This is a genomic window from Hymenobacter gelipurpurascens, from assembly GCF_900187375.1.
Classification (GTDB): domain Bacteria; phylum Bacteroidota; class Bacteroidia; order Cytophagales; family Hymenobacteraceae; genus Hymenobacter; species Hymenobacter gelipurpurascens.
In genome coordinates, this window is sequence record NZ_FYEW01000001.1 from 348,313 (window position 1) to 361,275 (window position 12,963).

The following is a 12,963-nucleotide window of genomic DNA, read 5'->3' on the forward strand; positions in this document are numbered from 1 at the left end:
TAACCGGTGAGAGGCAATGCCGGGCGCCGTTTTGCCGTAGCAAGAACAGGAAAATCGGTGGAGAAACCTCAACCGTATTACAGTTCTTGGCGTTGCTCCAGGCGCTGCCGTAATTCCTGGTTTTCAGTTTGCAAACGGCGCGCATAGCGTGAGTAAGCTACCACGGCCAGCGCGAAGCCAAAGGTGGATATCGTGCGACTAGTAGATTGATCGAGTACATGGGAAATCTGGAGGGCTAGACCTCCAAATATGCCCAGCATAGCACAGATTCTGATGATACTTTCTTCGGTATTCATGCTGTAGGGTATTACTTAATAAGTAGATGTGTCATGAAGTCGCGCGCTTGCTTACTCCAGCCCCAGCTTAGCCTTTAGTGCTTGCAAGTCTTGCGTGGCTTTGCTCTGTCCCGACTGGCCTAGTGCTTTGTCAATCTCCTGGTCGATGGTCTTGTTCTCGTTGGCAATCTGCCCGTATGATTCCGCCAGGGCTTCCTCCACGGCTACCTTTTCCTTCATGCGCTCCAGCAGTGCCACCGTCCCGGAGGAATCGAGTTGGGCCAGCTGCTGGTTGATAGTTTTGGTGGCCGTGCTCACCGTCACGCGAGCCTTCAGCGTTTTCAGCTCGTTGTCCCACTGGCTGATGGTGGATTTGAGCTGCTGCACGTTCTGATCGAGCTGGCTGGCCGACTGCTCAAACTTCTCCTGCTCCGAAGTGGCGCGGGCGGCGTGGGCTTCGTTTTCGGCCTTTTTCACCAATGCCTCGCTGGCCAGGCGGTCGGCTTCGCCGGAGGGCAGGTCGCCGCTGTGGGCACGCTGGAGCAGCAGCACTGCTTTGTTCTCATAGTCGAGCGCTTTGGCCTGGGCCGCCGAGGCCTCGTTGCGCGCCCGGATAGCCATGGCCTTCACCTCGGCCAGGGCCTGCAGGCTCTTGTCGAGGTCCAGGCGGAGGTCGCGCAGGCCTTGCTCAGTCATTTTGATGGGGTCTTCGAGCTGATTGACGGCGGAATGCGCTTCGGCCTGCCCAATTTTGAAGATGCGGTTGAAGATGTTCATGGCTTTATAAGGCTTAGTTGTAAAGAGATTCTGGCTTATGGAATCAAGACTGAATGGGCTGCTTGCTACTGGCCTAGGCCAGGGTAAGCGTGCTTGGTCAGGCCTTCACCACCCCAAGCTCTCCTTTAGAAAAGGCAATTAATTCATCACTGAATTCGCTCAGCAGCAGGCTCAGAGAGTTGAACACGGCTTCCAGCTCCGGGCGGTCGAGGTGTTCAAGCTGCAGGGTATCGCGGTAGATGACCTTGCGGCCCGTATCATCCAGCACGAAAGCACCGTGGATGATGTCGCGGTTCTTCTGGAGCAGTTGCTGATACACTTCGCAGCTGGGGTTGGGCAAGTCCAGCAGGTGCTGCTCCAGTATCAGCAGGGGCTCGCCGCAGCCTATCACGAGGTGCTCAATGCCCAGCTCCGGCTTGCTGACCACCAGCAGGTTGGTGGCTTCCTCCTGGTGCCGGATATCGAAGCCCAGCTCCAGGAGGTACGTTTTGATCTTAAAGAAGTAATGATTGGCCATTGCAGATAAATGAAGTCGGAGCGAAAAGGTAAGGAAAAGCGCAACTGGCTCAGTGGAGTAGCAAACTGTCGGTGCTCAAAAAAATAGAGGTAGATGCAGGCGCTTGCGCTGATTATGGTAGCTTTACGATGCAATTGTAAGTAAAGTTTGCATGATGCTCAAGGTTTGAGCAGAAAATATTTTTACCGTATGTCGAACGTAGGGAAGAACATTCGTAAGCTAAGAACTGTCAAGAAGCTGAGTCAGGCGGCTTTTGCTGAATTATTTGGCTTGGCCAGGCCTAGCGTTGGAGCCTATGAAGAAGGACGCTCAGAGCCAAAAATGGAAACCCTGATCCAGATTGCTCAGCATTTTGGCTTATCGGTAGACTTGCTACTTACAAAAGAGCTAACGGTAAATGAGCTCTATAACTTTGACCTGTATCAGCAAAAAACGACTAGTGAAGCATCCGTACCGCTAGCCGAGGCCGACCGCCAGCCACACCTGACGCCCTACGTGCCCGCCGCCCGGATGCTGGAGTACATTGTGCAGCACCACGACACCAGCTTTATCGATGGCCTCCAGTCTCTGACCTTTCCGCATAAGCTAGGCCCCGCCACCCGCGCTTTCGAGATAAATGGGGCAGATATGCAGCCCACGCTCCGCCATCAGGACGTGGTCTTGTGTTGTCAGGTGGATAAAGCCGCGCCCCGTTTTCATGTAGGCCGTCTGTACGCTTTCGTAACGCAGAGTCGCTTGCTGGTACGTCGCCTCAGCGAGCAGGAACCCGGTGGAGTGCTCAAACTACGAGCCGATAACCCCGACTACCCCGTGCAGACGCTGCTGCTGACCGACGCACTCGAAATCTGGGAGGTGCACGGCAGCTTCAGCACGCACCTGCGGGCTCCCGCGCTGCTGGAAGAGCGTGTAGCGCAGCTGGAGCGGCAGTTAGAGGAGGTAATGCAACGCCTGAACAAGCAGTAATACCGCGAAATTGTGCCCGGAGATACACTCCGCCGGATATCCAGCTGCCGGCTGTACCGACGCTGGCTTACTTCCGCCGCCTATCCAAAAAGTATCAATGCGGATAGGCGGAGGAAGGACCTAGTAGTAAAGCAACCTTGCTCCGCTAAGAGTGAAGATCGTTAGAGCGGTTTCGGAGTCAGTAGACGTTGTAGAGACACACTATTTTGCGTCTCATCGTTGCACGAAATCGGTGTTATGGCGCGATCGGCGAGACGCAAAATAGTGCGTCACAACTGCGCACAAGGTGTGCTAGCCCCGAAACCGCTCTAATAACGGGTTAGCGCGTAGTGCTGACGGCGCTGTCCTGCGCATAGGGCCACTCAGAAAGTAGGGCCGCCAGCACGGGAGGATGGTCGCCAATCAGCCAATCGGCAGCTTCGTGGGTGCTGGAAAAAAACTGAATATCGTAGCTCATGAAGTGCCGGCCGGTGCGCACTAGGCCTTCTACTACCAGCTGGTTGTACATGTTGCGAGTAGGCAAAACCAGCGCTACGCGTTGTACGGCGCCTTTGGCCACGCGCGGCAGCCACGTAGAGGCCACCCAAAACTGATCATCAAGGCTCAGGCTCGGCAGCCCGTTCATATCCACCAGCGTCTGGCGGACTCCGTTCTGCTCAATCACCTGAGCTACTGATTCCATACCCTTCCTAAACCCGTGTAGGCCAGTTTGAGAGGTATTCCACTGAAAGCGAAGAAGAGAGGTACTGGCAAAAAACTGTGCACGTATGGCGGGTAGAGTAAGAATCATGCAATAGGAAACAGATCAGATGGGGTGTATCAAGGTACGGAGATATAGTGCGGTTTGGATTAAGCTTTCCGGAAGATTGTTGGATTTTGCATCGAAGAAAATAGCTGCAGGACTATCAAGGATATATTGGCTGATGGTAGAGTGCAATTTGGAGTATTAGTATTTGATTGATAATCAGGTTGGTTGAAAGGCTGATTTGCAACGAGTAGTGTCTTAATGCAGTTAGATGCACTAGTCGGAATGGCGGGCTGTGTTGTTAGGTAGCCTTCAGCTGTGCGCGTTTCCGGGCGCTGGCTACACCTGCATCTGCCCGGTCCTAGCGTACAATAGCCGATATTTGCCCTCACATGTCAACTACTGCTACTGCTTCAGCGCCTACCCAATTGCCACCAGGCCTAGGCCTGCTTCGTCTTAAGTTTAGGCTGCTTGCGGCCGTGTCTACGGAGCTGGCGTTTGGGGCTGCCTGGCGACTCTTTACCACGCCCCGGCGCCTGCCGCAAAAGCAGTGGGAGGCGGCCGCCATTGCGGAAGCCCGGCAGTTTGAAGTAAGTACCCCGCGCGGCTCTGTAGTGGCCTACGAGTGGAACTCTGAGGGTGCGCAAACCGTGCTGTTGGTGCACGGCTGGGAACATCGGGCCAGCTTCTGGGGCGTGATGGCGCGGGGCCTGACGGCGGCGGGTTTCCGCGTTATCGCCCTCGATGGCCCCGCCCACGGCGCCTCGGCTGGCAGCCGCACCACTTTGCCCGCGTTTGCCCGAGGCGTGCAGGCCGTAGCCGATGCAGTAGGAGCAATTGATGCCGTTGTTGCCCACTCGTTGGGGGCCGCCGCCACTGCCGGAATTCCCGTGAAATTCAACACTGCCACTACAGGCGCACTGGCTAAGCTGGTATTGTTGGCGGCTCCCGGTAGCACCTCGGCCGTGGCCCAACGCTTCGCTGAGCTGCTGCAGCTGCCCGAGGCGGTGGTGCAACGTATGCGGCGCTACATTCAGGAGCAGCACGGCCGCGACGCCGAGAGTTTCAGCCTTATCCAAACGGGGCACACGCTGCCCGTAGGTCAGGCCATGCTGTTCCATGACTTGGCCGATGAAAGTATTCCGTTTGCCGAAGCCGAGGAAATTGCGGCCAGTTGGCCTACGCTGGATTTTCGGCCCACCACTGGCCTAGGCCACAATGGGGTGATGCGCGATGCGGGCGTTATCCGAGAGATTGTAGAATTTCTGAGGTAGTCCGATGCCAGCCGGGCAATTAGCTGCAGCCAGTACAACAGCGTACTGGCTTACCTAAACAGGTGGACTCTGTGGTTCTAAGTGCCCGTTATTGTTGTATTCTTGGGTAGGATAAATACGCTACCTCTGAATAAGGTGATATGAGCAAACCGGAGTATGATGCCGTAGTTGTGGGCTCGGGGCCGAATGGGCTGGCAGCCGCCATTGTGTTGCAGCAGGCGGGCCTTTCGGTGTTGCTGCTCGAAGGCAAAGACACAATTGGAGGTGGCCTACGCACGGCCGAGCTCACGTTGCCCGGCTTTCGCCACGATATCTGTTCGGCTATTCACCCGCTGGCGGTGGCCTCGCCCTATTTTCAGACACTGCCGCTCGCCCAATACGGCCTGGAATACCTTACGCCGCCCGTAGCCGCCGCCCATCCTTTTGATGATGGCACGGCGGCCCTGGCCCTGAACTCCTTAACCGAAACGGCCCGGCAGCTAGGTCCCGATGCCGCCTCGTATCAGCAGTTATTTGAGCCGTTGGTGGCACAGTGGCCGGGTATAGCCGCCGATGTGCTGGCGCCCTTGCACTTCCCGAAGCACCCGCTGGATATGGCGCAGTTTGGCTTGTCGGCGCTGCTGCCTGCTACCACGCTGGCAAAACGCTTTCAGGGACAAGCGGCGCGCGGGCTTTTTGCCGGTATGGCCGCCCACTCCATTCAGCCGCTCACCAACGTCACGACGGCAGCCATTGGGCTGGTATTGCTGATTGCCGCCCACCGCAAAGGCTGGCCATTGCCCAAGGGCGGCTCACAGTCGATTGCCGATGCATTGGCGGCGCACTTTGTTGCGCTAGGCGGACGTATCGAAACCGGTACCTACATACAGGCCATGTCGCAGCTACCTTCGGCCCGGGCGGTGCTGTTTGATGTGACGCCGGCCCAGCTGCTCCAGATTGCGGGGCACCGGTTGTCGTCCATCTATCAAAGCCAGCTGCGACGCTACCGCTACGGCTGGGGCGTGTTCAAAATCGATTGGGCGCTCAATGGGCCCATTCCGTGGGCCGCCCCCGAATGTGCCCAGGCTGGCACGGTGCATCTAGGCAATACGCTGGAAGAAATTACCGCCAGTGAGCATGCCATAGGCCAGGGGCACCACCCCGAGAAGCCCTTCGTTCTGCTGGCCCAGCAAAGCCTTTTTGATACTACTCGCGCCCCCGCCGGCAAACACACCGCCTGGGCCTACTGCCACGTTCCCAATGGCTCGTGGGTAGACATGACCGACACCATTGAGCGGCAGGTAGAGCGTTTCGCCCCCGGCTTCCGCGACCAGATAATCGGCCGCCACACCTTTGATACGGCTGCTATGGAGGCGCACAACCCCAACTACGTGGGCGGCGACATCAACGGCGGCATGCTCGACCTAGGCCAGTTGTTCACGCGTCCGGCGCTGCGCGCCTCACCCTACCGCACCTCGGCGGCCGGCTTGTATCTGTGCTCTTCTTCCACGCCGCCCGGTGGGGGCGTGCACGGCATGTGCGGCTACCACGCCGCCAGCCGCACCCTGCGCGACGTGTTTAAGCTACCCGTGCCGCCGCTGTATCAGGATGCTTAGGCCTAGATCGTCTCGTGCCCTTCCGCAGCCAGTTCCCGCAATACTTCGCGAAGGCCAATCGGCTCCTGAATTAGCTGAAAGATGTGCTCCAGATACTCGGCTTCGGCACGAAGGTGGCGCTTGAGGTGGCGTATTTCCTGCTCCCGCTTTTTGCCGCTGCTGCCGGAGAAGCCGTTTTCGCCGTATTTGAGCGTATTGAGTTGCTGCTTAAGCTCCGTTTGCTGCTGGTGCAGGGCCTGGGTGTAGCGCAGCAGCACGGTATCATCGGCCTGTGAGGCGGGGGCTGATTCGGAGAGAAGCTGGAGCAGCGTGTAGAGGTCGTTGGCTTCGTAGGCCTCCGTGATGCGCTGCATGAGCTGGGTTTTTTGCTGCTGGGCGGCGGGGTCACGCTCCAGGTCGGGGTGGTGGGTGCGGGCGAGTTGGCGGTAGAGGGTTTTGGTGTTGGAAAGCAGACTTTGCTGCTCCTCGCGAGCTGCTTGCTCAGCGGCATCCTGGGCTTTCTGCGCTTTGGTTTTGCGCCGGGCGCGGGCCGCAGCGGCGGCTTGCTCGTGCGGCGGTAACGTGGGGTCATTATCGGGCGGAGACGTGGGTTCCGCAGTTGGAGCCGTTTCCTCCTCGTCGTCCAGATCGGCGCGGCGGAGTGGGGAATATTTGCGCAGAAGATCCGCTGCATCTTCCCCAAACCGGTCTTGCAGGGAGCGGGCATTGCCCAGAATTACGGCCGTAATCTGGTGTTCCTCGGCACGGCTGAAGAAGCCCAGCAGCAAGGCTTCTTCTAACGGCCCGAAAAGCTTCTGCCGCACTTTCACCACGGCTTCCGCCACCGGGCCTACCTGTTGCCAGTAGCGCCGCCGGGCCTCAGCCTGCTCTATTTTGAGCTCCCGCAGGCGCTGGCGCAACCCTTCCACCTGTGCTACGGCCTCCCGGAACGCCTGCTGCGCTGGGGTGCCGGGTGCTTCGGCAGGGGCCAGTGTGGGCAAAGATTTGGCGGCGGGCAAGTCGGTGGCAGGGTTGTGCAGATTCATGGGGCAAAGGTAAGCGGCTGGCAGATGGGGGCTTCCAGTAGAACAAGGTAAACCTCTACCCGAACACCTCGTAGGCCACCCGAAACGTGTTACAGTGGGCATCTACAATATCAGAGATGCGCTCAGAGTAGCCGCCGCCCATACTCACGGCTACAGGAATCTGGTGCTGGTGGCAAAGGCCTAGCACCAGCTCGTCGCGCTGGCAGCAGCCTTCCTGGGTGAGGGCCAGCTTGCCCAACTTATCGGTGGCCAGTACATCTACGCCGGCCTGGAAGAAAATGAAATCGGGCTGCACCTGGCCTAGCAACTGTGGTAAGGTGTCGCGCAGAACCTGCAGGTAGGCCGCATCTTCCAGACCTAGGTCCAGCGGAATATCAAGGTCGGACTTTTCCTTGCGCAACGGATAGTTGGCGCCGGCGTGCATCGAAAACGTGAAAACGCGCGGCTCCTTCTCAAAAATGCTGGCCGTGCCGTCGCCCTGGTGCACGTCCAGGTCCACGACCAAAATCTGGCGGGCCTCGCCGTGGTAGAGCAACCGGGCAGCTGCCACAGCAATATCGTTCAGCACGCAAAAGCCCTCACCTCGGTCGCGGAAGGCGTGGTGGGTGCCGCCGGCCAGGCTCATCCCGATACCGTCGCGCAGGGCGCGGATCGACGACTGTACCGTTCCGGCCACACTACTCAGGGAGCGGCGTACCAGCTCGGGGCTTTGTGGCAGGCCTAGCCGGCGCACTTCGGCAGCGGTCAGCTGTATGTCGCGCACGCGGTGCCAGTACTCCGTGGAATGCACGCGCAGGATGTCTTCTTCGGAGGCTAGGCCAGGGTCGTAAATATCACTTGGCGGCGCAATGCCCTGCCAGAGTAGCTGCTCCCGAATCAACTCATACTTGGCAATGGGAAATCGGTGGCCGTTAGGAAGCGAGATACTGTAGCGTTCCGAAGAAGCAAGACAAGGCATGGGAGGAAGAGCATGGGAAAAGGCGCTGCAAGATAACGTACGGCAGTCAGGCGAAATAAGCCAGGACAGCCCGCCTTCTTGCCGCACCCGAACGCGTGGTGCTGAAGTTACAGTGGCGTTGTGATTGCGAGCCGGAGGCGAAGCAATCTTTCCTTTTACGTACGCAAGCTATTGGCCTATGCAAAAGCCCTTACTTCCACAAAGGAGGTAAGGGCCTTGAGTTTATGAAAGCTTCGGATTACCAAAGGGAAGGATTGCTTCGTCCTTCGTCCTCGCAATGACAACGCCGTGTAGGTTACTGGAACGGCAAACTCGCCCCTTCACCACTAATGCATATTCCTTTCTTCAATCAGCTTGTGAAAGGCATCGGAGTAGGAGTCGCCGACGGGGATGATGGCGTCGCCGAGGTAGATGCGGTTTTTGCGGATAGAGTCAATCCAGCTCAGGGCCACTATATAGGAACGGTGCACGCGCACGAAATCCTGGGAAGGCAGGCGGTCCTCAAAGGCCTTGAGCGAGTTGAGCGTGAGCACTGGCTTGCCCCCCGTGAAGATCTTGATGTAATCCTTAAGGCCTTCCAGATACCGGATATCGCGCAGGTTGATGCGCTGGGTGTGGTAATCGGCTTTTACAAAGATGAAATCGTCGGCGGAAGCGGGTGGGGCGGGTGGGGCAGGGGCGGCTGCCTCGGTAGGTTTGGGCGAGAGCCGGTCCTGGGCTCTTTGGGCCGCTTGCACAAACCGGTCGAAAGCAATGGGCTTCACCAGGTAATCCACGGCATTGAGGTTGAAGCCTTCCAGCGCGTAGGCCTCGTAGGCCGTCGTGAAAATCACGAGAGCCTCGGGGCGCAGCGTCCGCACGAACTCCACGCCCGTGAGGTCGGGCATTTGGATATCCAGAAACATTACGTCCACTTGCTCGCGCTGCAGCACCGTCATGGCTTCGAGGGCGCTGCGGCAGGTGCCCACCAGCTCCAGAAAGGGCACGCGCTCTACGTAGCTCGTCAGCAGGCGCAGCGCCAGGGGTTCATCATCAACTAACAGGCAACGGAGCATAGGCCATCGTGAGGGTTAAATCCACGCAGTATTCGGTGGGCGTTTGATCTAATTGGAGCTGGTAACGGTCGGGGTAGAGCAGGGCCAGGCGCTGCTGTACGTTGGGCAGCCCGATGCCCGAGTTGGGGTCGTGGTCGGCGGCTGTATTCGGGAAGCGCGTGTTGCGCACCGCAAAGTGCAGCTGAGTGCCATCTACGGCCAGTTCCACCGCAATGCGTGAAGGATGCTGGGAGCTAATGCCGTGCTTGAAGGCATTCTCCACGAACGGAATCAGGAGCATCGGCTCAATCAGACAGCCGCCAAGGTTTCCGGCCACCGTAAAGCTGATTTCGGCCTGCTCCGGGTCGAGGCGCAGGCGCTGCAGATCCATGTAGTTGCGGATATAGGCCACCTCCCGCTCCAGCGGTACCCGCGCCGCCTCCGACTCATAAAGCATATAGCGCATCAGGTGCGAGAGCTGCAGAATGGCTTCGGGGGCCTCATCGGCTTTCATCTGGGCCAGGGAGTAGATGTTGTTGAGCGTATTGAACAGGAAGTGCGGGCTCACCTGCGACTTCAGAAACGCCAGCTCGGCCGTGAGGTGGTTGTTTTGTAGTTCCCGCCGGGCGCGCTCCGTTTCAAACCACTCATTGGTAATGCGTAGGCCACTGCTGATAATCCAGACCAGAATCCCGATCATCCAGAGGCCCTGCGGTGGTCTGGACCGCGGCGGCATATTCGGGAAACCCGACGTGCCACCCCGGCTGGTGTGCCACTGCCCGGGGGCGGTTTGGCCAGACGCAGAAGGGGGCATACGGCCTTCTGCGTCTGGCGGCCGTGGTGGCCGCTTCTTGATGCCGGTTTCGCGCAAGATGAACGGCGCGTAGAACAGGCCTAGCAGCACCAACACCACTCCAAAATAGGCCAGAAACTGCTTTTTGGCGAAAAAGCGCGGAATCAGGACGTAGTAGTTCAGGTAGAAAAAGCCTGCCAGCAGCGCCGGATGAACCAGCATATGCCACTGAAAAGGCGGCGGGTTGTCAGACAGCAGGCGCGGAATGCACGCCACGCCAACCCAGCAAGCCACGTGAATAATCACGCGCAACACACGTTGCCAGGTAGTTTTTTCCTTTGTTATCATGGTATAAGTGCTACCAATACGGGGCTGAAAGTAAGGTGGTCTGTATTGGGTAGAGAAAGATGGTGAAGCCTGCTACGCAGGCTAACAGTTCACAAACCTACCGGCCCAAGCCGGCCTCGGAAACTATCATCTACTAACCCGCCTAAAACCTCGACAATGTGCTGTTTTCTGCCCGTGCAGTAGGAGTGGTAGTTCTCTAGGCCAGTCGTTTCGGCCACATGACACAGCGCCTTCAGGCCCCAGCGCGCGAAACCCCTCGACCAGCGCGGTACGACTGTTCCATAGGCTGGAAATTGTTCTTGTTCTGTGTGCGCGGTTACAAGGGATAAAAAGGAAAACGTGTAAGAGTAGTAAAAAATTTATTTAATAACGATCTAAATAGTCATGTAAAAAAAGCTTTCATTGAGTTTGAATGAAGGATTGGTAATTGATGTTGTCTTTAATTGCCGTTCAATTAAAAAAAAATATTTGAAATATTTTGAACGAAAGTTTGGTGACTTCGAAAACTCCTTTCATATTTGTCACACCAAACAACAAAACGCCATGCTACGCCACCAGAATTATTCCTTCAGCCAAGTCGATATGAAACCGTGGGTTTCATGCGTGGTTCGGTATAGCTAAGTAGCAGTAGGCCTCCTCTGACACTTCTGCGACCCGAGCCTCCTAGGTTCGGGTCGCTTCTTTTTCACCCCACACCATCCCCACGGTCATGCAGTCACATCTGAATTGCACTTTATGCCAGCCCCAGGATAAACGGCCCATTAGCCGCGAGGGGAAGTGGTGCGACCGGGATTTTTCGTTGGACAATTCACGTAGGTAAATACCTAGTGATGTATCCTTGAAAAAAGCCCGGCTCTCCATATGAGTCGGGCTTTTTTCATATCCGTTATTCGAATAAATAATTAATTTATTCGGACAGGAATTGCTGTGTCTTTACGGTAAATTATTAATTAAAAAATAACGCCTAATCTCAGAAATCATGTACGATCTGTTTCGCCTTTCTGAATACGAAACGGCCATCGACTGGCCTACAGAAGAAGAGTAGCCTTCTACAAAATTCTAGCTTTTTATTTACTGATTATGCGCTTTAATTCTACCCTTCGCAATCCTCAACCCGATACTATTAACCACGAAGGCGCGGCCGCTTACACGCTCACGCCTGCTCTGGAACTGTATGCGGCTGTAGCTACGGCTGCTTTACAGGACCAGTTCTATGAGAAAGCCGATGCCCGCCTGACGCGCTTGCGCGAGCTGGTAGCGAAAAACGATGCCTTGTTCGTGGCCCGGCTGGCCGTGTATGCCCGCGAACAGCTCCATCTGCGCTCCGTGCCGCTGGTGCTGTGCGTGGAACTGGCCAAGCTGCACCGCGGCGACAACCTCGTGAGCCGCCTGGTGGCCCGCGTGGTGCAGCGCGCCGATGAAATCACGGAGCTACTGGCCTACTACGCCCAGGCTAACAAGCGGAGCGGGACGAAAACCCTCAACCGTCTCTCGAAGCAGCTGCAGAAAGGCCTGGCCCAGAGCTTCAACCGCTTCGATGGCTACCAACTGGCCAAATACGACCGGGCCGGGGCCGTGCGCCTCCGCGACGCGCTGTTTCTGGTGCACCCTACGCCCCAGAATGAGGCCCAGCAAGCCCTGTTCAACCAATTGGTGTCCGGTACGTTGCCCACGCCCTACACTTGGGAAACGGAACTGTCGGCGCTGGGGCAGGCAGAGTATGCCACGCCCGAGGCCCGCACTGCGGCCTTCCGCCAGAAGTGGGAGGAGCTGATTGGCAGCGGCAAAGTGGGCTACATGGCCTTGCTACGGAACCTGCGCAACATCCTGGAAGCAGGAGTAGCCCCGGAGCTGGTGGCGCGGGCCTGTGCTACTCTCTCCGATGAGCGAGCTGTGGCACATAGTAAGCAGCTGCCGTTTCGCTTCTTGGCCGCTTACCGCGAGGTGAAAGCGCTGCAAACGGGCGTGGTGCCTACGTTGCTGGGTATGCTCAGCCTCCGCCCCAACCCGGTGGTAGATGTGCTGGCGGCTCTGGAAACTGCCATTGGCTACAGCGCGGCCAACCTGCGCGGTTTCGGCCCCGAAACCCGCGTGGTGGTAGCCTGCGACGTGTCGGGCTCTATGCAGCATCCTATTTCGGCGCGCAGCAAAGTGCTGCACTACGATGTAGGCCTGGTACTGGGCATGTTGCTGCAGAGTCGATGCCAAAATGTGGTAGCGGGCATGTTCGGCAACACCTGGAAGCGCCTGAACCTGCCCCGCGGGCCGGTGCTGCGCAACGTAGAAGAGTTCTACAAGCGCGAAGGCGAAGTAGGCTACAGCACTAACGGCTACCTCGTTATAGAGGACCTGCGGCGCCGCCGTGAGATGGTAGATAAGGTGATGCTATTCACCGACTGCCAGCTCTGGAACAGCCACTTCAATGGCACCAGCATCGATAAGGAATGGGCTGAGTACCGCCGCACGGTGGCACCCAACGCCCGCCTCTACCTCTTCGACCTGGCCGGCCACAGCACCTCGCCGCTGCAGGTACACCCCGAGCACGGCGTGGCCCTGATAGCAGGCTGGTCGGATAAAATATTCGACGTGTTGGCCGCCCTGGAAAGCGGGGGCTCAGCCCTCACCGCCATCGAAGCAATAGAGGTGTAACCTATTAAAG

The 12,963-nt window shown here is 57.6% G+C and carries 12 protein-coding genes; 4 read left to right on the plus strand and 8 right to left on the minus strand.

Annotation, left to right across the window (positions count from 1 at the left end; translation table 11 throughout):
- Nucleotides 1-77 precede the first annotated feature (77 nt).
- The 3 genes from CFT68_RS01480 to CFT68_RS01490 form a co-directional block, all read right to left on the minus strand.
- Nucleotides 78-296: a hypothetical protein gene (locus tag CFT68_RS01480; RefSeq protein ID WP_088841655.1), complete on the minus strand. Its 219-nt coding sequence runs from the start codon at nucleotides 294-296 to the stop codon at nucleotides 78-80.
- Nucleotides 297-347: 51 nt separating this feature from the next.
- The gene (locus CFT68_RS01485) at nucleotides 348-1,052 is read right to left on the minus strand and encodes a PspA/IM30 family protein (protein WP_088841656.1); all 705 of its coding nucleotides are present in this window, start codon (nucleotides 1,050-1,052) and stop codon (nucleotides 348-350) included.
- 97 nt (nucleotides 1,053-1,149) lie between these two features.
- Nucleotides 1,150-1,569 carry a type III secretion system chaperone family protein gene (locus CFT68_RS01490; RefSeq protein ID WP_088841657.1) on the minus strand — a complete coding sequence of 140 codons (420 nt, stop codon included), beginning with the start codon at nucleotides 1,567-1,569 and terminating at the stop codon, nucleotides 1,150-1,152.
- Between the two features lie 189 nt (nucleotides 1,570-1,758).
- Here CFT68_RS01490 and CFT68_RS01495 point away from each other — a divergent pair, with 189 nt between their 5' ends.
- Nucleotides 1,759-2,532 carry an XRE family transcriptional regulator gene (locus CFT68_RS01495; protein WP_088841658.1) on the plus strand — a complete coding sequence of 258 codons (774 nt, stop codon included), beginning with the start codon at nucleotides 1,759-1,761 and terminating at the stop codon, nucleotides 2,530-2,532.
- A 319-nt stretch (nucleotides 2,533-2,851) separates the two neighbouring features.
- On the opposite strand, the gene CFT68_RS01500 is transcribed toward CFT68_RS01495, so the two are convergent.
- Nucleotides 2,852-3,214 (minus strand): hypothetical protein, encoded by a 363-nt coding sequence (locus CFT68_RS01500; protein WP_088841659.1) that lies wholly within the window; start codon nucleotides 3,212-3,214, stop codon nucleotides 2,852-2,854.
- Between the two features lie 455 nt (nucleotides 3,215-3,669).
- Between CFT68_RS01500 and CFT68_RS01505 the strand changes: the two genes are divergently transcribed.
- On the plus strand, nucleotides 3,670-4,551 hold the full coding sequence (locus CFT68_RS01505; protein WP_088841660.1) for an alpha/beta fold hydrolase: 882 nt from the start codon (nucleotides 3,670-3,672) through the stop codon (nucleotides 4,549-4,551).
- Nucleotides 4,552-4,691: 140 nt separating this feature from the next.
- The gene (locus CFT68_RS01510) at nucleotides 4,692-6,146 is read left to right on the plus strand and encodes a phytoene desaturase family protein (protein ID WP_088841661.1); all 1,455 of its coding nucleotides are present in this window, start codon (nucleotides 4,692-4,694) and stop codon (nucleotides 6,144-6,146) included.
- A 2-nt stretch (nucleotides 6,147-6,148) separates the two neighbouring features.
- Here CFT68_RS01510 and CFT68_RS01515 read toward each other — a convergent pair whose 3' ends face one another.
- The 4 genes from CFT68_RS01515 to CFT68_RS01530 all read right to left on the minus strand — a co-directional run bounded on the left by CFT68_RS01515 (nucleotide 6,149) and on the right by CFT68_RS01530 (nucleotide 10,304).
- Nucleotides 6,149-7,171 (minus strand): J domain-containing protein, encoded by a 1,023-nt coding sequence (locus CFT68_RS01515; protein ID WP_088841662.1) that lies wholly within the window; start codon nucleotides 7,169-7,171, stop codon nucleotides 6,149-6,151.
- Between the two features lie 55 nt (nucleotides 7,172-7,226).
- Complete coding sequence (locus CFT68_RS01520; protein ID WP_088841663.1) at nucleotides 7,227-8,129, minus strand: histone deacetylase family protein; 903 nt, start codon at nucleotides 8,127-8,129, stop codon at nucleotides 7,227-7,229.
- A 326-nt stretch (nucleotides 8,130-8,455) separates the two neighbouring features.
- Entirely contained in the window at nucleotides 8,456-9,184 is a 729-nt protein-coding gene (locus CFT68_RS01525; protein WP_088841664.1) for a LytR/AlgR family response regulator transcription factor, read from the minus strand.
- Nucleotides 9,162-10,304: a sensor histidine kinase gene (locus CFT68_RS01530; protein ID WP_088841665.1), complete on the minus strand. Its 1,143-nt coding sequence runs from the start codon at nucleotides 10,302-10,304 to the stop codon at nucleotides 9,162-9,164. Before CFT68_RS01530 ends, CFT68_RS01525 begins: the two co-directional genes overlap by 23 nt.
- A 1,080-nt stretch (nucleotides 10,305-11,384) precedes the next feature.
- Here CFT68_RS01530 and CFT68_RS01535 point away from each other — a divergent pair.
- Nucleotides 11,385-12,953, plus strand: a complete 1,569-nt coding sequence (locus CFT68_RS01535; protein ID WP_088841666.1) for a TROVE domain-containing protein — start codon at nucleotides 11,385-11,387, stop codon at nucleotides 12,951-12,953.
- Nucleotides 12,954-12,963: the final 10 nt, after the last annotated feature.